General features: G+C 55.3%; 18 protein-coding genes. 2 read left to right on the top strand and 16 right to left on the bottom strand.

Annotation, left to right across the window (positions count from 1 at the left end):
* Positions 1-8: 8 nt before the first annotated feature.
* The 6 genes from rlmH to leuS all read right to left on the bottom strand — a co-directional run bounded on the left by rlmH (position 9) and on the right by leuS (position 5,921).
* Entirely contained in the window at positions 9-476 is a 468-nt protein-coding gene (rlmH, locus tag ACOT0L_RS11715; RefSeq protein WP_003858701.1) for a 23S rRNA (pseudouridine(1915)-N(3))-methyltransferase RlmH, read from the bottom strand.
* A 3-nt stretch (positions 477-479) separates the two neighbouring features.
* Positions 480-797 carry a ribosome silencing factor gene (rsfS, locus tag ACOT0L_RS11720; protein WP_003858696.1) on the bottom strand — a complete coding sequence of 106 codons (318 nt, stop codon included), beginning with the start codon at positions 795-797 and terminating at the stop codon, positions 480-482.
* Positions 798-1,065: 268 nt separating this feature from the next.
* The gene (nadD, locus tag ACOT0L_RS11725; RefSeq protein WP_023299589.1) at positions 1,066-1,731 is read right to left on the bottom strand and encodes a nicotinate-nucleotide adenylyltransferase; all 666 of its coding nucleotides are present in this window, start codon (positions 1,729-1,731) and stop codon (positions 1,066-1,068) included.
* A complete protein-coding gene (holA, locus tag ACOT0L_RS11730) occupies positions 1,724-2,755 on the bottom strand; it encodes a DNA polymerase III subunit delta (protein WP_022647431.1) in 1,032 nt (343 codons plus the stop codon). Before holA ends, nadD begins: the two co-directional genes overlap by 8 nt.
* On the bottom strand, positions 2,755-3,324 hold the full coding sequence (gene lptE / locus ACOT0L_RS11735; RefSeq protein ID WP_022647432.1) for an LPS assembly lipoprotein LptE: 570 nt from the start codon (positions 3,322-3,324) through the stop codon (positions 2,755-2,757). The genes holA and lptE overlap by 1 nt, the downstream gene beginning before the upstream one ends.
* Positions 3,325-3,338: 14 nt before the next feature.
* On the bottom strand, positions 3,339-5,921 hold the full coding sequence (leuS, locus tag ACOT0L_RS11740; protein ID WP_015571136.1) for a leucine--tRNA ligase: 2,583 nt from the start codon (positions 5,919-5,921) through the stop codon (positions 3,339-3,341).
* A gap of 214 nt (positions 5,922-6,135) precedes the next feature.
* On the opposite strand from leuS, the gene ACOT0L_RS11745 reads away from it, so the two are divergent.
* Positions 6,136-6,618: a zinc ribbon-containing protein gene (locus tag ACOT0L_RS11745; RefSeq protein ID WP_032621827.1), complete on the top strand. Its 483-nt coding sequence runs from the start codon at positions 6,136-6,138 to the stop codon at positions 6,616-6,618.
* A 67-nt stretch (positions 6,619-6,685) separates the two neighbouring features.
* Here the strand turns inward: ACOT0L_RS11745 and rihA are convergent, their stop codons facing one another.
* The 10 genes from rihA to miaB all read right to left on the bottom strand — a co-directional run bounded on the left by rihA (position 6,686) and on the right by miaB (position 16,936).
* Positions 6,686-7,627 carry a pyrimidine-specific ribonucleoside hydrolase RihA gene (rihA, locus tag ACOT0L_RS11750; RefSeq protein WP_032624662.1) on the bottom strand — a complete coding sequence of 314 codons (942 nt, stop codon included), beginning with the start codon at positions 7,625-7,627 and terminating at the stop codon, positions 6,686-6,688.
* Positions 7,628-7,746: 119 nt separating this feature from the next.
* Complete coding sequence (locus ACOT0L_RS11755) at positions 7,747-8,472, bottom strand: amino acid ABC transporter ATP-binding protein (RefSeq protein ID WP_006809622.1); 726 nt, start codon at positions 8,470-8,472, stop codon at positions 7,747-7,749.
* On the bottom strand, positions 8,472-9,146 hold the full coding sequence (gene gltK, locus ACOT0L_RS11760) for a glutamate/aspartate ABC transporter permease GltK (protein WP_022647437.1): 675 nt from the start codon (positions 9,144-9,146) through the stop codon (positions 8,472-8,474). Before gltK ends, ACOT0L_RS11755 begins: the two co-directional genes overlap by 1 nt.
* Positions 9,146-9,886, bottom strand: coding sequence for a glutamate/aspartate ABC transporter permease GltJ (gltJ, locus tag ACOT0L_RS11765; RefSeq protein ID WP_126503699.1), 741 nt, complete (start codon positions 9,884-9,886; stop codon positions 9,146-9,148). Before gltJ ends, gltK begins: the two co-directional genes overlap by 1 nt.
* A gap of 155 nt (positions 9,887-10,041) precedes the next feature.
* Positions 10,042-10,947 (bottom strand): amino acid ABC transporter substrate-binding protein, encoded by a 906-nt coding sequence (locus ACOT0L_RS11770; RefSeq protein WP_022647438.1) that lies wholly within the window; start codon positions 10,945-10,947, stop codon positions 10,042-10,044.
* Positions 10,948-11,330: 383 nt separating this feature from the next.
* Positions 11,331-12,869, bottom strand: coding sequence for an apolipoprotein N-acyltransferase (gene lnt, locus ACOT0L_RS11775; protein ID WP_126503701.1), 1,539 nt, complete (start codon positions 12,867-12,869; stop codon positions 11,331-11,333).
* Between the two features lie 5 nt (positions 12,870-12,874).
* Positions 12,875-13,753: a CNNM family magnesium/cobalt transport protein CorC gene (gene corC / locus ACOT0L_RS11780; protein ID WP_003858679.1), complete on the bottom strand. Its 879-nt coding sequence runs from the start codon at positions 13,751-13,753 to the stop codon at positions 12,875-12,877.
* 84 nt (positions 13,754-13,837) lie between these two features.
* Positions 13,838-14,305, bottom strand: a complete 468-nt coding sequence (gene ybeY, locus ACOT0L_RS11785; protein ID WP_003858677.1) for an rRNA maturation RNase YbeY — start codon at positions 14,303-14,305, stop codon at positions 13,838-13,840.
* Positions 14,302-15,348 (bottom strand): PhoH family protein, encoded by a 1,047-nt coding sequence (locus ACOT0L_RS11790; protein WP_126503703.1) that lies wholly within the window; start codon positions 15,346-15,348, stop codon positions 14,302-14,304. Before ACOT0L_RS11790 ends, ybeY begins: the two co-directional genes overlap by 4 nt.
* A gap of 163 nt (positions 15,349-15,511) precedes the next feature.
* Positions 15,512-16,936 (bottom strand): tRNA (N6-isopentenyl adenosine(37)-C2)-methylthiotransferase MiaB, encoded by a 1,425-nt coding sequence (gene miaB, locus ACOT0L_RS11795; RefSeq protein WP_023299595.1) that lies wholly within the window; start codon positions 16,934-16,936, stop codon positions 15,512-15,514.
* Between the two features lie 135 nt (positions 16,937-17,071).
* Between miaB and ubiF the strand changes: the two genes are divergently transcribed.
* Complete coding sequence (ubiF, locus tag ACOT0L_RS11800) at positions 17,072-18,247, top strand: 3-demethoxyubiquinol 3-hydroxylase (RefSeq protein WP_126503705.1); 1,176 nt, start codon at positions 17,072-17,074, stop codon at positions 18,245-18,247.
* Positions 18,248-18,697 lie beyond the last annotated feature (450 nt).

An 18,697-nucleotide genomic window follows, 5' to 3' on the forward strand; every position in this document is an offset into this window, starting at 1 on the left:
GTCAGTCATTACTCGCGGTGATAAGGGTGGTTGGTAGTGATGCTCCATGCGCGATACAAACTTTCTGCCACGAGAACCCGCACAAGCGGGTGGGGCAACGTCAGCGCCGAGAGTGACCAACTTTGTTCTGCTGCCGCTTTGCAGGCGGGAGATAACCCCTCTGGTCCGCCAATCAACAGACTGACATCACGACCATCCTGCTTCCAGCGCTCCAGTTCGTGCGCCAGCTGCGGCGTATCCCAGGGTTTTCCCGGGATATCGAGGGTCACGATGCGGTTTTTGCCTGCGGCAGCCAGCATCAGCTCTCCCTCTTTATCGAGAATACGTTTGATATCTGCGTTCTTGCCGCGCTTTCCTGCTGGGATCTCCACCAGTTCGAACGGCATATCTTTTGGGAAACGACGCAGATACTCAGTAAAACCGGTTTGTACCCAGTCCGGCATTTTGGTGCCGACGGCGACCAGTTGCAACTTCACGCATTAACCCCAGAGTTTTTCCAGCTCATACAGGCGACGGCTCTCTTCCTGCATGACGTGGACAATCACATCGCCGAGATCGACAACCACCCAGTCAGCGGTCGCTTCACCTTCAACGCCCAGCGGAAGCAGCCCTGCCGCGCGCGATTCCTGAACAACATGGTCAGCAATCGAAACAACGTGACGAGTTGAGGTCCCGGTGCAGATGATCATGCAGTCGGTGATGCTGGATTTACCCTTAACGTCGATAGCGATGATGTCCTGACCTTTCAGGTCATCAATTTTGTCGATAACAAAATCCTGGAGTGCTTTACCCTGCAAGTTTTCCCCCTGGGTGAATGAGATTGTACAACTATGAATTCGTGGCCAGTCAGTATACCTGAACTGACGCCAGTCGCGGGACAAATGTCACCGCCCGGCTTTTGAAGGCGGGTATCATCCCACCCTCCGCCTGAGATTGCATCGCCATTTTTGTAAAACAATTTCTGTAAAGCAGCGATCGGCGGGAAAGTCTGGCAGCGGAGGATATCAGTATGGCTTAGCCTGTCAAGGCAGGATAAACATTAACAGACAATTTCGCCGGTGATGATCAGGCATCTGTACTTTTCTGATACAAACCGTGTGCGTGGATATAGGCCAGCACGGGCGAGGGCAGGAGATCGTCACAGTCTAAACCCTGCTGGAGACGCTCGCGGATGAGGGTCGCGGAAATATCAAACCACGGCGTTTCAGCGAGGTAAATTTTCCCGGCGGGTAGACTGTGCAGGTCTTCTATATTGTCCGTCAGATGCGCGTCAAGCCACTGCTGATGCTGCGCGTCGCGCATGGTCAACGGGTAGCCCGGACGGCGGCAGACCAGCAGATGACTGTTTTCCAGAATGGTTTCGTACTGGTACCAGCTGGGAAAGTTGAGCAAGGAATCCTGGCCGATGATAAACGCCAGCGGTTGCATGGGCCCCTGCTCAGCGCGCCACTCCCGCAGCGTTTGCGATGTCCAGGAAGGGGTATCCCTGCGCAATTCGCGCTCATCCAGCGTGAAGAGAGGCTTATCTGCGATAGCCAGCGCGAGCATCGCTTTGCGCTGCTCGCTGGTTGCTTCTGGCTGAGGACGATGCGGAGGAACATTGTTGGGCATGATGATTACCCGCTGCAACCCAATCAAATTCGCGAGGATTTCTACCGGCTTAAGATGCCCATAGTGTACCGGGTCGAAGGTCCCGCCATACATTGCCTGTAAAGAATGCATATCACCCATCGATAAATACGTCTGCCAGCGCCTTATGGCAGAGCAGCAAAGAGAGGCTCTCCAGCTCCGCCCAGACAGACTGGCCGTAGTCCTGTTTTAACGTCAGTTCGGCGCGCATCAGAAGTTGCACTGCCTGACGCAACTGCTCCTGGCTCAGGCGGTTTATCGCCTCCGTGGTCATCGCCCGACGGTTCTGCCAGACGCGATGTTTATCGAATAAGGCGCGCAGGGGCGTATGTGCCGACTGACGTTTAAGGTTGTTCAGCAGCAGTAATTCGCGCTGGAGCGTGCGGAGCAGAATGACCGGCTCACTCCCTTCCAGGCGCAGCTGTTGCAGTATGTGCAGGGCTCGCTTACTTTTCGCCGACAGCAGCGCATCAACCCAGTGGAAGGGAGTAAAGTGCGCGGCATCATTCACCGCCTGTTCCACGCGCGGTAGCGTCAGCTTGCCATCGGGCCACAGCAGGGCGAGCCTGTCCAGCGCCTGCGCCAGTGCCAGAAGGTTGCCTTCATAACAATAGCAAAGGAGCTGGCTGGCGGCATCATCCAGTTGCAGATTGTGCAGCTTTGCGCGCGCGGCAACCCATTTTGGCAGATGCGCCTGTTCTGGCGTCTGGCAGGTGACCAGTACCGCATTGGTAGCAAGCTGGGTAAACCAGGCCGCGTTTTCCTGCGCTTTCGTGAACTTGTTACCGCGTACGATAAGCAGCAGATCGCCGTGTAATAAACTCACCAGCATGGTCAGCTGTTCATTGATGGCCGCGTTAGGACCATTCTCTGGCAGCACGATCTGGATTGTCTGACGAGAGGCAAACAGGCTCATGGCCTGACAAAGCGAGAAGATAGCGTTCCAGTCGGTACTGTTATCGATCTGGAACGTATGATGCTCATCGAAACCCTGCGCGGCTGCCGCATGGCGAACCGCATCAAGGCTTTCCTGAAGTAACAGGGGGTCATTGCCGAGTAGCAGATAGGCCGCGCGCAGCCCTTCGTTGAGCTGCGCGCGGAGTTGTTCAGGATACAACCTGATCATCAGTTACCCAGCGACGTTGGCATATCCGGCGTGCTGGCATCCGGTGTTTCGATAACGTCAGCGCCTTTTTTCGTCGACGCGGCAATGGCAGGCAGTCTGCGGATCAGTTGCTCCGCGGCCTTATCATACATTTCCTTGATGATAATCTGCTGTTCGGCGTCTTTTGCCAGGGCCGTCTGCGGGTTATCGAAGAACGAGCGGTAGACTTTGGTATTGATAGGGTAAATATCTTTACCTGGCATTAAAACGGCCGCATCAACGGTAAGCACCATTTGATATTCCGCGGTTCGTCCATCCTGGAAGATCGATGCCGTGTCTTGTGACAGCGTTGATTTCAGGACGCGGAGCGAAGGAACATCCTGACGCAGGGTTCCCTTCTCGATCAGCTCAACATCGTTCAAACGCAGCTGGTTACGAATGGCCCGGCTCAGCGGTCCATTCGGATCGGATGAGTCGAAGATCATTGTTTTCATCTGAGCAGGCACTGCCGTGGTATTGCGCAGGTGCCAGCCGCAGCCAGCGGTGACCAGCACCGCCAGAGATAAGAGTATTGTTGCCAGGTGTCGCACGTTTCCTCCCGCGCTTAGCCAACGACCAGATTCAGCAGTTTACCGGGTACGTAGATCACTTTACGTACGGTAACGCCCTCAAGGTATTTCGCGACCAGATGCTCCTGGCCTGCGCGCTCGCGAACCTGTTCTTCGGTTGCGTCGACCGCGACGGTAATTTTACCGCGCACTTTACCGTTAACCTGCACCACAACCAGCGTGGTGTTTTCCACCATAGCGGATTCATCCGCCACTGGCCACGGCGCGTTATCGATATCGCCTTCGCCTTTCAGCTCCTGCCACAGGGTGAAGCTAACGTGCGGCGTGAACGGGTTCAGCATGCGAACGACCGCCAGCAGCGCTTCGCGCATTAACGCGCGATCCTGCTCGCCGTCCTGCGGGGCTTTTGCCAGCTTGTTCATCAGTTCCATAATAGCCGCAATTGCGGTATTGAAGGTCTGACGACGACCAATATCATCGGTGACTTTCGCAATGGTTTTATGAACATCACGACGCAGCGCCTGCTGATCTTCGCTCAGTGCAGCCACGTTCAGCGCTGGCGCATCACCTTGTGAGGTGTGCTCGTAAACCAGTTTCCAGACGCGTTTCAGGAAGCGGTTTGCCCCTTCAACGCCGGATTCTTGCCATTCCAGCGTCATATCTGCCGGGGAGGCGAACATCATGAACAGACGCACGGTGTCAGCGCCGTAACGCTCAACCATCACCTGCGGGTCGATACCGTTATTTTTAGACTTGGACATCTTGCTCATGCCGGTATAAACCAGTTCATGACCTTCGGCGTCTTTCGCCTTCACGATACGGCCTTTCTCGTCGCGCTCCACAATCGCATCAACCGGAGAAACCCAGTTACGTTCACCGTTCGCGCCAACGTAGTAGAACGCATCTGCCAGCACCATACCCTGACACAGCAGCTGTTTTGCCGGCTCGTCGGAGTTGACCAGGCCTGCGTCACGCATCAGTTTGTGGAAGAAGCGGAAGTAGAGCAGGTGCATGATGGCGTGTTCAATGCCACCGATATAGATGTCTACCGGCAGCCAGTAGTTTGCAGCATCGGAATCCAGCATGCCTTCTTTATACTGCGGGCAGGTGTAGCGCGCATAGTACCAGGAGGATTCCATAAAGGTGTCAAAGGTGTCGGTTTCACGCAGCGCTGGCTGACCGTTGACGGTGGTTTTTGCCCACTCAGGATCGGCTTTGATCGGGCTGGTGATGCCGTCCATGACCACGTCTTCCGGCAGGATCACCGGCAGTTGATCTTCCGGCGTTGGCATCACGGTGCCGTCTTCCAGGGTCACCATTGGGATTGGCGCACCCCAGTAACGCTGACGGGAAACGCCCCAGTCGCGCAGACGGTAGTTCACTTTACGCTCGCCCACGCCCAGGGAGGCCAGTTTGTCGGCGATGGCGTTGAAGCCCTCTTCGAAGCTCAGGCCGCTGAACTCACCGGAGTTAAACAGGGTGCCTTTTTCAGTCAGCGCTTGCTCAGAGAGATCGGGTTCAGAGCCGTCAGCAGCAAGAATAACAGGCTTGATGGTCAGGCCGTATTTGGTGGCAAATTCGTAGTCGCGCTGATCGTGACCCGGCACGGCCATCACGGCGCCTGTGCCGTATTCCATCAGTACGAAGTTGGCGGCCCAGACAGGTATCGCTTCGCCCGTCAGCGGGTGGATCGCTTTGAAGCCGGTATCAACGCCTTTTTTCTCCATCGTCGCCATGTCGGCTTCGGCCACTTTCGTGTTGCGGCATTCGTCGATAAAGGTCGCCAGCTCCGGATTGTTTTCCGCCGCTTTTTGCGCCAGCGGATGACCTGCGGCCACGGCCAGGTAGGTCGCGCCCATGAAGGTGTCCGGACGGGTGGTGTAGACGGTCAGCGTCTGGTCGTAGTTTTCTACGTTAAAGGTAATTTCCACACCTTCGGAACGGCCGATCCAGTTGCGCTGCATGGTCTTAACGGTGTCAGGCCAGTGATCCAGATTATCCAGATCGTTCAGCAGTTCGTCAGCGTAGGCGGTGATTTTGATAAACCACTGCGGGATCTCTTTACGCTCTACTTTGGTGTCACAGCGCCAGCAGCAGCCATCGATAACCTGCTCGTTCGCGAGAACGGTCTGGTCGTTCGGGCACCAGTTAACGGCGGACGTTTTCTTGTAGACCAGGCCTTTTTTATACAGCTCGGTGAAGAACTTCTGCTCCCAGCGGTAGTATTCCGGGGTACAGGTTGCCAGCTCGCGGCTCCAGTCATAGCCAAAGCCCAGCATTTTCAGCTGGTTTTTCATGTACGCGATGTTGTCGTACGTCCACGGAGCCGGTGCCGTGTTGTTTTTCACCGCCGCGCCTTCAGCAGGCAGGCCGAACGCATCCCAGCCGATAGGCTGAAGTACGTTTTTGCCCAGCATACGCTGGTAGCGTGCAATCACGTCACCGATGGTGTAGTTACGCACGTGGCCCATGTGTAGTCGACCAGAAGGATAGGGAAGCATCGACAGGCAGTAATACTTCTCTTTGCTCTCGTCTTCGGTTACTTCAAAGGTGCGCTTCTCGTCCCAGTGTTGCTGGACTTTTGATTCTATCTCTTCCGGGCGGTATTGCTCTTGCATGGCAGCCAGTGGTCCTGTGTTCAATACAGCTACAAATGTAGCCAATGGATGTGGTAATTCAGATCCGCATAGCATAGCCCAAACGCCCGCGTCAAAACAGCCTTTCACGCAAATGCACTTTGCAGGAATTTACCGGGTCTGTGCTTCACCTGACAAAGCGGCGACGAAATAAGGTCTATTATTAGAGACAGTTACTTACCCGGGAGGCAAAATGATGAACAAGGTTGCTCAATTTTACCGTGAACTGGTAGCGACTCTGACGGAAAGGCTGCGTAACGGCGAACGTGATATCGACGCGTTGGTCGAACAGGCACGCGCACGCGTGACGCAAACGGGTGAGTTATCGCGAACCGAAGTGGAAGAGGTGACGCGCGCCGTGCGCCGCGACCTGGAAGAGTTTGCGCGAAGCTATGAAGAGAGCCAGGACGAAATCGCCGACAGTGTTTTTATGCGGGTAATTAAAGAGAGCCTGTGGCAGGAGCTGGCGGATATTACCGATAAAACCCAACTGGAGTGGCGCGAGGTGTTCCAGGATTTAAACCACCACGGTGTCTATCACAGCGGCGAAGTGGTGGGGCTGGGGAACCTTGTGTGTGAGAAGTGCCACCACCATATCGCCGTTTATACGCCGGAGGTGCTGTCGCTGTGTCCGAAATGCGGGCACGACCAGTTCCAGCGTCGGCCGTTTGAGCCGTAGGTAAAAGCAAAACGGCAACGTCGTTGCCGCTTTTAGTGTCTGCTCCCTCTCCCTGTGGGTGAGGGCATCAGGCCGCAGAATAATAAGCCAGCCTCTCCGCCAGCAAATCCACAAACGCTTTCCGATCGATATCCACCATCACTGTGGTATTCGGCTTGTTTCCCGTCAGCGAGTAATAGTCCACCACCGTCATTCCCTGGGTATATTTCCCCTGTGTTTCCACACCAACCCAACGCTCGACCGTGGTAAACATTTCCGGCTTCAGTAGCCAGGCGATGGTGCATGGGTCATGCAACGGGGCGCCGTGGAATCCCCACTTCTCGGCTTTGTGATACTCCATAAAGAAATCGAGCAGCTCTGCCACGGTTGTTGCAACCGGGTTACCCACAGTACGAAATCGTTCGATGTCCTGCGCCATAATTTGTGCGCGGTGGGTAACGTCCAGCCCCGCCATCACAATCGGCAGGCCCGACTGGAAGACGATTTCTGCGGCTTCCGGGTCAACAAAGATGTTGAACTCCGCGGCTGGCGTCCAGTTCCCCAGCCCCATTGCCCCGCCCATGATGACGATACGGGCGATATTGCTGTGCAGTTCAGGATGGCTGTTCAGCAGCAGCGCTACGTTGGTCTGTGGGCCGGTCGCCACCAGCGTCACGGGCTCTGCGCTTTCACGCAGAACTTTCGCCATGAGCTCGACGGCAGTGCAGTTTTGTGGTGCGAAACCCGGCTCCGGCAGCGCCGGGCCATCCAGCCCACTTTCACCGTGAACGTTATCCGCAATGATCAGCTCGCGCATTAGCGGCTTAATGGCGCCACCTGCGACCGGAATATCGGTGCGTTTTAGCAGCGTTAACATGCGCAACACATTTCGCAGGGTTTTATCCGGCGTCTGGTTCCCTGCAGAGGAGGTGACAGCTTTTACGTCCAGTTCAGGGGAGGCAAGAGCAAGGACGAGTGCGATCGCGTCATCATGACCCGGATCGCAGTCGAGAATAATAGGCTGTGCCATGGCGTTCTCCATTCTTAGCATTATTTGTGACAAGGTTAACGCTGCGATGTGACGCCGAATAGAAAAAGAGATCTAAAGCGTGAAGCAGTGCGCAATCCACAGATTGCGCACTGAAAAGATTAATGCAGGATTTTGGCGAGGAAGTCTTTTGCACGTTCAGATTTAGGATTTGCGAAGAACTCTTCTTTCGGTGAGTCTTCAACAATTTTCCCTTCATCCATGAAGATCACACGGTTGGCCACTTTACGGGCGAAGCCCATTTCGTGCGTCACCACCATCATGGTCATCCCTTCGTGCGCCAGTTCCACCATAACGTCCAGCACTTCGTTGATCATCTCAGGATCGAGCGCGGACGTCGGCTCATCAAACAGCATCGCCACCGGATCCATGCACAGCGCACGCGCGATTGCCACGCGCTGCTGTTGGCCACCTGAAAGCTGCGCAGGGAACTTATCCGCATGCGCAGACAGCCCGACGCGTTCCAGCAACTTCAGCCCCTTTTCACGCGCCGCTTTTTTATCACGCTTCAGCACTTTCACCTGCGCCAGCGTCAGGTTCTCAATGATGGAGAGGTGAGGGAACAGCTCAAAATGCTGGAACACCATCCCAACGTGGGAGCGAAGCTGGGCAAGGTTGGTTTTGCGGTCATTCACTTTGGTGCCGTTAACGACAATCTCGCCCTGCTGGACAGGTTCCAGCCCATTAACGGTTTTGATAAGCGTCGACTTACCGGAGCCGGACGGGCCGCATACCACCACCACATCGCCTTTTTTCACTTCTGTTGAGCAGTCGGTCAGCACCTGAAAGTGCCCATACCATTTAGAAACATTTTTCAGGGAAATCATTATACGGTCCTTTTCTTCAGCCAGCTGACCAACAGCGATGCGCTTAAACTAATCACAAAATAGACCCCGCCTGCGAAGAGGATCATCTCAACCTGCGTTCCGTCACGTTCGCCAATGGTGGAGGCGGTACGGAAGAAGTCTGCCAGGCTCAGCACGTAGACCAGGGAGGTATCCTGGAACAGGACGATGCCCTGCGTCAGCAGCAGCGGAACCATGGCGCGAAACGCCTGCGGCAGAATAATGAGCTTCATGGACTGCCAGTGCGTCATACCGAGCGCCAGCGCAGCGCTGGACTGCCCGCGCGAGATACTCTGAATACCTGCGCGGATGATCTCGGAGTAGTAGGCGGCTTCAAACATAGAGAATGCCACCATGGCAGAGATCAGGCGGATATCGGTTTTCGGCGACAGTCCCAGCACGTTCTGTAAAAAGCCGGGAACAATCAGGTAAAACCACAACAGCACCATGACCAGTGGAATGGAGCGGAACACGTTAACGTAAGCCGTAGCAAACCAGGCGAGCGGCTTAAAGCTCGACAGGCGCATCACTGCCAGCAGGGTGCCCCAGACAATACCGACGATAATGGCGATTACGGTGATCTTTAAGGTGATCGCCAGTCCATCCAGCAGATAAGGCATGGAGGGAACAATGGAACTCCAGTCAAATTCGTACATTATTTGCCCCCCAGATTGCCCGGCAGGCGTACTTTGCGTTCAACCAGGTTCATCACCAGCATGATTAAAGCGTTAATCAGAACATAGGCGAGCGTGATTGCCGTGAAGGATTCCCATGCGTGAGCGGAGTAATCCAGCAGTTTGCCCGCCTGCGCCGCCATATCTACCAGACCAATGGTTGAGGCGATGGCCGAGTTTTTTACCAGGTTCATCATCTCGGAGGTCATCGGCGGAACGATGACGCGGTAAGCGTTAGGCAGCAGTACGTAACGGTAGGCTTGTGGCAGGGTCAGGCCCATCGCCAGTGCCGCATTCTTTTGTCCGCGTGGCAGTGACTGTATGGCGGCACGCACCTGCTCGCAGACGCGCGCAGCGGTGAACAGTCCCAGACACAGCATGGAGGAGACAAAGAATTGTACGTTAGGATCCAGCTCGGCCTTGAACCACATGCCGAGATCTTCCGGCAGCAGTTCCGGGATCACCAGATACCAGGTAAAGAACTGCACGATCAGCGGAACGTTACGGAACAGTTCCACATAGAGCGTGCCAATCGAAGAGAGAAAACGATTAGGGACGGTACGCAGAATACCGAACAGCGAACCGACAAGAAACGCGATAATCCACGCCGTTATCGATAACGCAACGGTAACCTGAAAGCCGCTCCACAGCCAGCCGAGATAGGTGGTGTTGCCGAACGGGGCTTGTTGCAGAAAGATGCCCCAGTTCCAGTCAATTGACATAGTAAACTCCAGAAAAAAGAGGGTAGCAGCGCTACCCTCGAAGATTGGTGAGAAGCTCAATTTTTGCGCTGAGTGGGGAACGACCACTCAACGTATAGTCTGTCCATGCTTCCCGACAATCGAGAGGGCAGGAGATCCCGCCCCTGTCGTTCTAGTTAGTTAAGAGCTTTGTCGTTTGGTGATTTGAACAGCGCTTTCATGTCGTCAGACAGTTCAAAGTTCATGTTCAGGTTTTTTGGTGGAATTGGGTTCTTGAACCATTTGTCGAACCATTTTGCCGCTTCGCCAGAGGTTTGCGCCTGAGCGATGGTGTCATCGATCAGCTTTTTGAAGCCTTCATCGCCTTTACGCAGCATACAGCCGTAAGCTTCTTTCGACTGCGCAGTCCCGACGATTTCCCAGTTGTCTGGTTTCTTCGCCTTGGCGCGCTCGCCTGCCAGCAGAGCGTCATCCATCATAAACGCAACGGCACGACCGCTTTCCAGGGTACGGAAGGAGTCGCCGTGATCTTTCGCGCTGATGATGCGCATGTCCATTTTCTTCTCGTCGTTCAGCTTGTGCAGCAGCACTTCGGACGTGGTACCGGAGGTCACGACAACCGCTTTGCCTTTCAGGTCAGCAAAATCTTTGATATCGCCGCCTTTCTTCGTCAGCAGGCGGGTGCCTACAACGAAGATGGTGTCCGAGAAAGCGGCCTGTTTCTGACGCTCAAGGTTGTTGGTGGTTGAGCCACATTCAAAATCAAATGTGCCGTTTTGCAGCAGAGGAATACGGTTCTGTGAAGTGATGGGGATCAGCTTCACTTGCAGGTCAGGTTTGTTCAGCTTTTTCTTCACGGCTTCAACGATGGCGTTGGAGTAATCCTGTGAATAGCCCACGACTTTTTGCGTGTTGTCGTAGTAAGAGAACGGGACAGAAGATTCACGGTGGCCGACCACGATCACGCCGTTTTTGGCAATCTTGTCGAGAGTGCTTCCTGCTGCCGGAGCGTCTTCAGCGTGAACGATGCCCGCAGACATTCCCATAACCAGCATTGCTGTGGCCAGTTTACGTAATTGCATACCCAACTCCTTTCTTATCAGCGCCAGTGACGCTTTGATACCCATTGTGATGTTGTTATATCTCGCGCAATGCGAGTGCAGTGTTATGCAAGCTTGTTAACATTTAGTCTGGCTTAATGTAAAGATTTTGCTGCGTTATTGTTTATTTTTGCGAAGCGCGCCGCACCATTCAGAGGCAATAATCTCTCGTTGCACCGTTTCGGTGCTACCGGAGATCCATGCTGGTGCGACAAGGTTGCACGTTAAGCCAGACAGCGTTTGCGTAATTAAACAAAGCAACAGGCGTGCCAGAATTGAAGTTTAGGAGGAAATTGTCGGGTGGCGGCTGCGCCGGAGAGTAGGCCGGGTAAGGCGTAGCCGCCACCCGGCAACAGAAGGCCAGGTTATCTACGACGCTGACGCAGGCTCATCACTACGGCGGCAAAACCGAACAGCGTGGTCAGGATCCACAGCGGCCAGTTCCCGGTGCGCGCATAAGGCGTCAGGCCCGTAGCTGGCGTCACTTTCGTGGTCAGCACCTCACGGGTGAACTGCGGGATCATGGCCTGGATTTCACCCTGCGGGCCAATCACGGCGGTGATGCCGTTATTGGTGCTGCGCAACAGCGGACGTGCCAGCTCCAGAGAACGCATTCGTGCCATCTGGAAGTGCTGCCACGGGCCGATCGATTTACCGAACCACGCATCGTTTGAGATGGTCAGCAGATAGTCGGTGTCCGGGCGGAAGTTATCGCGCACCTGCTCGCCGAGGATAATCTCGTAGCAAATAGCGGCCGTCAGGGCAAAACCGTGCGCATGCAGCTGCGGCTGAACGTAAGGGCCCCGGCTGAATGAGGACATCGGCAGGTCAAAGAACGGTGCCAGTGGGCGCAGAATAGACTCCAGCGGAACAAATTCGCCAAACGGTACAAGGTGATTTTTGTTGTAACGATTGGTGGAGGTATAGCTGTATTCGCTGTCCTTACCGAGCGTAATGATCGTGTTGTACGTGTCATAGCGGTTCTGCTGATTGAGACGCGCATCCACAATTCCGGTAATCAGCGTACTGCCGCGCGCGCGCAGCAGATCGTCCATCATCTTCAGGAAGGGCTGCTGATTGATCTCCAGATCCGGGATCGCAGACTCAGGCCAGATGATGAGCTGCGATTTGCCCATCACCTTTTCAGTGGCGTTGGCGTAGATTTTCAGCGTGTTCAGCAGCTGATTCTCATCCCATTTCAGGGACTGCGGGATATCGCCCTGGACCAGAGAAACCTGCGTGGCGCGCGCGGGCTCCAGCGTGAACCACTGGATATAACGCAGTGGGAAAGGCAGGGCAAACAGGATTAACGCGGCAACCAGCGGCTTCCAGTTACGTGTCACCAGAGCCAGCACCAGCAGGCCGCTGACCGCCATGAGCAGGAAGTTAATCGCCTCCACGCCCATGACGGGAGCCAGACCTTTCAGCGGGCCGTCCACCTGGCTATAGCCGAACTGCAACCACGGGAAGCCGGTCAGTACCCAGCCGCGCAGAAATTCGGTGATTTGCCAGACAACGGGAGCCGCTATCGCGACGCGCAGCCAGGTCGTTTTAGGCCACAGACGAGATAGAATACCGGCGAACAGGCCAGTGTAGAGCGAAAGATAGGCGGCGAGCAGCACAACCAGGAAGACGTTAACCGGCCCCGGCATTCCGCCAAATTGCGCGATACTGACGTAGACCCAGTTGATACCAGAGCCAAACAGCCCCAGCCCCCAGAAGTAGCCTATGGCCGCGGCCTGTACCGGACGACGATTCAGGGTAAGACCCTGTAGCCCCATCAGGGAGAGAATAGCGGCTGGCCAGATATCGTAAGGAGAAAAAGCCAGCGTACCGCTGGCTCCGAGTAACAGCGCCAGCAGCAAACGGACGCGCTGGCGTTCAAAGAGTGGGGCAAATGCCATTTACATTAATCTTCCAGTTTTGGCACCGGTGAGTCGTCCGGCATTCTGACATGAACCTGAATAATACGTCGGCTGTCAGCCATTGCGACCTTGAACTGGTAACCATCGATGTCAACGGTTTCACCGCGGGCCGGAAGATGGCCGAAGGCCTGCATCACCAGACCACCAATGGTGTCCACTTCTTCATCGCTGAAGCTGGTGCCAAAGGTGTCATTGAAGTCTTCAATGGAGGCCAGCGCGCGCACGGTCCAGGTGTGGCGGCTCAGCTGACGGAAGTCGATATCCTCTTCTTCGTCATACTCATCTTCGATTTCGCCCACGATCAGCTCAAGGATGTCTTCTATTGTGACCAGACCGGAAACGCCACCAAATTCATCAATAACAATCGCCATGTGATAGCGCTGGGAGCGAAACTCCTTCAGCATCCGATCCACACGCTTACTTTCCGGCACAACCACGGCCGGGCGTAACACTTTTTCCATACTGAAGGCTTCGGCATCGCTGCGCATAAACGGCAGCAGATCTTTCGCCATCAAAATCCCTTCGATGTGATCTTTGTCTTCGCTGATGACCGGGAAACGTGAGTGAGCCGATTCGATAATCACATCGAGGCACTCGTCCAGCGTCTGGTTGCGTTTCAGGGTAATCATCTGCGAGCGGGGGATCATGATGTCGCGGACGCGCTGGTCGGCGATGTCCATCACCCCTTCGAGCATTTCGCGCGTATCTTCGTCGATAAGGTCGTTCTGCCCGGAATCACGAATCAGCTCCAGCAGTTCATCACGGTTTTTCGGTTCGCCGTGGAAAAGCTGGTTCAGGATGAGGGAGAAAAATCCCTTTTTAGTGGTTGTCGTGTCGCTACTGTGTGAATTGTCGTCGCTCATGGCGTTTGTTAAGGGTTCTCTTGTTAGTTCAACGTTAACCGCCGCGCTATGTCCCTGCGCGGCGACATGGTAGTCAGTGACTGACTATTCTTTCTCGGCAATGTACGGATCCTCATAGCCCAGAGCAAGCATTATCTCTGTCTCGAGGGATTCCATCTCTTCCGCTTCGTCATCTTCAATATGGTCGTAACCCAGAAGATGCAGGCTACCGTGCACCACCATGTGTGCCCAGTGCGCTTCCAGCGGCTTTTGCTGCTCTTTGGCTTCCTGCTCAACCACCTGACGGCAGATGATCAGATCGCCCAGCAGCGGCATCTCAATGCCCGGAGGGGCTTCGAATGGGAAAGAGAGCACATTGGTCGGCTTATCTTTCCCGCGATAGGTCAGGTTGAGCTCATGGCTTTCTGCTTCATCCACCAGGCGAATCGTGACCTCTGATTCTTCCTGAAACTGGGGGATAACGGCATCCAGCCATTTCTGAAACTGTGCCTCTTCTGGCATGCCGGAATTATCTTCACAGGCCAGCTGTAAATCGAGGATCACCTGACTCATTTCTGTTCATGCTCCTGCGCTTCGCGCTTACGTTCTGCGGCCTGTTCGGCCCTGCGCTTCTGATCTGCCTCTTCCCAGGCCTCATAAGCGTTAACGATACGCGCGACCACCGGATGGCGTACCACGTCTTCACTGTGGAAGAAGTTGAAGCTGATTTCCTCTACCTCGGCCAGGACTTCGATGGCGTGACGCAGACCCGATTTGGTGTTACGCGGCAGGTCAATCTGGGTGACGTCACCGGTAATAACCGCTTTCGAGTTAAAGCCAATACGCGTCAGGAACATCTTCATTTGTTCGATGGTGGTGTTCTGGCTCTCATCCAGAATGATGAACGCGTCGTTAAGTGTACGCCCACGCATGTAGGCCAGCGGGGCCACTTCAATCACGTTACGCTCGATGAGCTTTTCAACTTTCTCGAAGCCGAGCATTTCGAACAGCGCGTCGTACAGCGGGCGCAGGTAGGGGTCCACTTTCTGACTTAAATCGCCCGGCAGGAAGCCGAGTTTCTCACCGGCTTCTACAGCAGGGCGGGTCAGCAGGATACGGCGGATCTCCTGACGCTCAAGCGCATCGACAGCAGCAGCAACGGCCAGATAGGTTTTACCCGTACCCGCCGGACCCACGCCAAAGGTGATGTCATGGTCGAGAATGTTGGCGATGTACTGTGCCTGGTTCGGGGTACGAGGCTTAATCACGCCGCGTTTGGTTTTAATGTTGATGGCTTTGCCATAGTCCGGCACGCTTTCCGCGCTCTGCTCAAGCACGCGCGCCTCTTTGATGGCCAGGTGGATCTGTTCAGGTTCAATATCCTGGATCTCACCGCGCATCGGGGCGGTATCAACATACAGGCTGCGGAGAATATCTGCCGCGGCGTTGACGCAGATTGGGCGTCCGGTGAGTTTGAAATGGTTATCGCGACGATTGATTTCGATACCCAGACGTCGCTCCAGTTGTTTGATGTTGTCATCAAACGGCCCGCACAGGCTCAGCAGGCGAGCGTTGTCTGCGGGCTCAAGGCTAATTTCACGCGTATCTATGTTCAAACTGTTCCTCTTTATTTGGTTAACTGACCTGTGGCCACACGGCGTAATAAAACGGTCATTACCGAAATTATTCACGCCATAGAATAAAGGCGCAAGCGTTGCGGTAGATATTGGGGGTGATGAGAGGAAATACAAGGCCTGCCGGACAGGCAGGCCAGAGGGATCAGGGCTGGTAAATACCTACGCCAGAATCGTTGACTTTACGGGTGCGAGAGATAACGGATTCCGGAGTCTGTGCAATACGCAGACCCATTTCGTCCTCAGTGCGTACCACCTTCCCGCGCAGCGAGTTCGTGAGCACTTCGACAACCTCGACGTCCACAAACTTACCAATCATGTCCGGGGTGCCTTCAAAATTCACCACGCGGTTATTTTCGGTTCGACCAGACAGTTCCATGATGCTCTTACGGGAAGTGCCTTCCACCAGAATACGCTGGACAGTGCCGAGCATACGACGGCTCCAGGCGTTGGCCTGCTGGTTGATACGCTCCTGCAAAATATACAGACGCTGCTTTTTCTCTTCTTCCGGCACATCGTCAACCATATCGGCCGCTGGGGTGCCCGGGCGTGCTGAGAAGATGAAGCTGTAGCTGACGTCGAAATTCACCTCGCCGATGAGCTTCATGGTGCGCTCGAAGTCATCAGCGGTTTCGCCAGGGAAGCCGACGATAAAGTCGGAGCTAATCTGGATATCCGGGCGTGCTTCACGCAGCTTGCGGATGGTGGACTTATACTCCAGCACCGTATGTGGACGACCCATCAGGTTCAGCACGCGGTCAGAGCCGCACTGGATCGGCAGGTGCAGGAAGCTCACCAGCTCTGGCGTATCGCGATAGACGTCAATAATGTCGTCGGTAAATTCCATCGGATGGCTGGTGGTAAAGCGAATGCGGTCAATGCCGTCAATCGCCGCCACCAGACGCAGCAGTTCAGCAAAGCTGCCAGTGGTGCCGTCGTAGTTTTCCCCGCGCCAGGCGTTCACGTTCTGGCCCAGCAGGTTCACTTCGCGAACGCCCTGCGCGGCAAGCTGCGCGATTTCAAACAGGATATCGTCTGCCGGGCGGCTCACTTCTTCACCGCGGGTGTAAGGTACCACGCAGTAAGTACAGTATTTGTTGCAGCCTTCCATGATGGAGACGAAGGCGGTCGGGCCATCAGCGCGCGGCTCTGGCAGACGGTCAAATTTCTCGATCTCCGGGAAACTCACGTCAACCACTGGGCTACGGCTGCCGCGAACCTGATTAATCATCTCTGGCAGGCGGTGAAGGGTCTGAGGGCCAAAAACGATATCCACATAGGGGGCTCTCTGGCGGATCAGCTTACCTTCCTGCGATGCGACGCAGCCACCCACGCCAATGATCAGGTCCGGATTTTTCCGTTTGAGAAGCTTCCAGCGGCCTAACACATGAAAGACTTTTTCCTGTGCTTTTTCACGAATTGAACAGGTGTTCAGCAGCAGCACATCGGCTTCTTTCGCATTTTCAGTCAGCTGGTATCCGTGGGTGGTATCCAGCAGATCGGCCATCTTCGATGAATCGTATTCGTTCATCTGACAGCCCCAGGTTTTTATATGGAGTTTTTTAGTCATCGACTTGCTCAGCTCAGGATTGCAAGCCGCGTATTGTAATGCTTTGGTGCGGTTGTGACCAGTATGAAGGTTGTCAACCTCAGGGCCGCAAAAATCCGGTAAACTTAAGGTATTCTCCAATAAGGAATAGTGACCATGACACTCCTGAACACCGAAGTTGCCGTTGTTGGCGGCGGTATGGTCGGCGGCGCACTGGCGCTGGGGCTGGCGCAGCAGGGATTTGACGTAACCGTTATTGAACAGGCGGCTCCGCCGGTATTCGATCCTGCCAGCCAACCGGACGTGCGTATTTCCGCCATCAGCGCGTCCTCTGTTGATCTGCTTCGCGGGCTGGGCGTCTGGGAGGCGGTGCTGGCGATGCGCGCGCACCCTTACAGCCGTCTTGAAACCTGGGAGTGGGAAAATGCTCACGTCTCGTTTGACGCCGCCGAGCTGAAACTGCCGCGCCTGGGCTATATGGTGGAAAACAACGTGCTCCAGCAGGCACTCTGGCAGGCGCTGGAGGCGCACCCGAAGGTGACGCTGCGCGTTCCGGACTCGCTGAAAGCCCTGCATCGTCATGAAGGTGGATATCTCCTGACGCTGGATAACGACGATGAGCTGGCCGTAAAGCTGGTGGTGGGGGCGGATGGCGCGAACTCGCAGGTCAGGCAGATGGCAGGCATTGGGATCCATGCCTGGCAGTATCAGCAATCCTGCATGCTGATCACCGTGCAGTCAGAAAACGCGCCGGGCGAAAGCACCTGGCAGCATTTTACGCCGAACGGCCCGCATGCATTCTTACCGTTGTTTGATAACTGGGCTTCGCTGGTGTGGTACGACAAACCGGCGCGTATTCGACATTTGCAGGGGCTGTCCATGGAACAGTTGCAGCGCGAAATCCGCCAGCACTTCCCGCGCCGTCTGGGTAACGTGACCCCGGTTGCCGCTGGCGCATTCCCGCTGATGCGACGCCATGCGTTGCAGTATGCCCGTGAAGGGCTGGCCCTGGTGGGAGACGCGGCGCACACCATTCATCCGCTGGCGGGGCAGGGGGTTAACCTGGGATACCGTGACGTCGATGCGTTACTGGATGTGCTGGGTAACGCTCGCGCCCACGCGGAAGCCTGGGCCAGCCATGAGGTACTGAAGCGCTACCAGACGCGCCGTATGGAGGATAACTTCATTATGCAGTCGGGGATGGATCTGTTCTATGCCGGGTTCAGCAATGATGTTGGCCCGGTGCGGATATTGCGCAATATTGGATTGATGGCAGCGGAACGTGCCGGTGGTCTGAAGCGTCAGGCACTGAAATACGCCCTCGGACTCTAATCTTTATTCCCTCTCCCCGTGGGCTGAGGGTTCCCCACAAATTAATGCGAGCACTGAGCAATCCCCTCGCCCCTCCGGGGAGAGGGTTAGGGTGAGGGGAATATACGGCGGTGGGGGTCATTCCGTTCACTTTATGTTCCTTGCTACTCTGTAACGACATGAGCGGTGAACGTGCCAGGGTGGCTCAGTCGCCACCACCCTGGCGACCCGGGCTCCCGGCGGTAAATCGCCGCTTCGCGGTGCCCTCGGCTTATTCCTTCCGGCTTATCGGGTACGGGCGGAGGCAACGTCCCTGTAAAGCCGCCCTCTCGGCGCATCCCTGCGCCTCGCCCCGGCCGGAAGGCAAACGCCTCAGCGATTTACAGCCGGACCAGGGCATCGCTGACAGCCCTCAGTCATTTAGAAAGCAACTTTATTGCTTCTGCATAAAAAAATTACTGGGGATCCCTC

Source organism: Enterobacter cloacae complex sp. XAL002, assembly GCF_049236805.1.
In the GTDB taxonomy this organism is placed as follows: Bacteria; Pseudomonadota; Gammaproteobacteria; order Enterobacterales; family Enterobacteriaceae; genus Enterobacter; species Enterobacter intestinihominis.

Excerpts from the sequence above, each read along its gene's own strand:
- nadD (WP_023299589.1), bottom strand. The coding sequence starts at position 1,731 with ATGGGTGATATGCATTCTTTACAGGCAATGTATGGCGGGACCTTCGAC.
- holA (WP_022647431.1), bottom strand. The coding sequence starts at position 2,755 with ATGATCAGGTTGTATCCTGAACAACTCCGCGCGCAGCTCAACGAAGGG.
- leuS (WP_015571136.1), bottom strand. The coding sequence starts at position 5,921 with ATGCAAGAGCAATACCGCCCGGAAGAGATAGAATCAAAAGTCCAGCAA.
- ACOT0L_RS11745 (WP_032621827.1), top strand. The coding sequence starts at position 6,136 with ATGAACAAGGTTGCTCAATTTTACCGTGAACTGGTAGCGACTCTGACG.
- rihA (WP_032624662.1), bottom strand. The coding sequence starts at position 7,627 with ATGGCACAGCCTATTATTCTCGACTGCGATCCGGGTCATGATGACGCG.
- ACOT0L_RS11755 (WP_006809622.1), bottom strand. The coding sequence starts at position 8,472 with ATGATTTCCCTGAAAAATGTTTCTAAATGGTATGGGCACTTTCAGGTG.
- gltK (WP_022647437.1), bottom strand. The coding sequence starts at position 9,146 with ATGTACGAATTTGACTGGAGTTCCATTGTTCCCTCCATGCCTTATCTG.
- gltJ (WP_126503699.1), bottom strand. The coding sequence starts at position 9,886 with ATGTCAATTGACTGGAACTGGGGCATCTTTCTGCAACAAGCCCCGTTC.
- ACOT0L_RS11770 (WP_022647438.1), bottom strand. The coding sequence starts at position 10,947 with ATGCAATTACGTAAACTGGCCACAGCAATGCTGGTTATGGGAATGTCT.
- lnt (WP_126503701.1), bottom strand. The coding sequence starts at position 12,869 with ATGGCATTTGCCCCACTCTTTGAACGCCAGCGCGTCCGTTTGCTGCTG.
- corC (WP_003858679.1), bottom strand. The coding sequence starts at position 13,753 with ATGAGCGACGACAATTCACACAGTAGCGACACGACAACCACTAAAAAG.
- ybeY (WP_003858677.1), bottom strand. The coding sequence starts at position 14,305 with ATGAGTCAGGTGATCCTCGATTTACAGCTGGCCTGTGAAGATAATTCC.
- miaB (WP_023299595.1), bottom strand. The coding sequence starts at position 16,936 with ATGACTAAAAAACTCCATATAAAAACCTGGGGCTGTCAGATGAACGAA.
- ubiF (WP_126503705.1), top strand. The coding sequence starts at position 17,072 with ATGACACTCCTGAACACCGAAGTTGCCGTTGTTGGCGGCGGTATGGTC.